The organism is Paenibacillus sp. 05T425, from assembly GCF_056396205.1.
In genome coordinates, this window is the sequence record NZ_JBFTLA010000111.1 from 1 (window position 1) to 443 (window position 443).

A 443-nucleotide genomic window follows, 5' to 3' on the forward strand; every position below is an offset into this window, starting at 1 on the left:
CCGCTGAACGGGTCGGCATAACCCAATCCGGTGTCAGCCAGGCACTGGCCTTGATTGAAGAAACCCTGGGCGTTCAGCTGTTCAGCCGGGAAAACCGCCAGACCTTGCCGACCGCCATCGGCTTGCCTGTGATCGAACAGGCACGAACCATGCTCGGTGCCCTGGAAAACATCCGCAGCACCGTCGACGCCGCTAAAGGCATCCAGCGCGGGACGATTCGTCTGGCCAGTTTCCCTATGGTGCTGACGACGTTCCTGCCGCCACTGTTGCGCCAGTTCAATCGGCTGTATCCCGGCATTCAAGTGGTGGCGCTAGAGGTCAGCGACGATGAAGTGGAAACGTTGCTCAGTGCCGGGTTGGTGGATGTCGGTGTGGCGTTGAACCCGGCACCTGCGCGCAATGCCGGGCGTTTGGGGCGTGATGCCTGGGTGGCGGTTCTGCCC

Annotated in this window: 1 protein-coding gene; it reads left to right on the top strand. The window is 62.1% G+C overall.

Annotated features, from left to right (window positions below):
* A partial coding sequence (locus AC1DF0_RS32330) for a LysR family transcriptional regulator (protein ID WP_477577676.1) occupies positions 1-443 on the top strand: 443 nt, incomplete at both ends.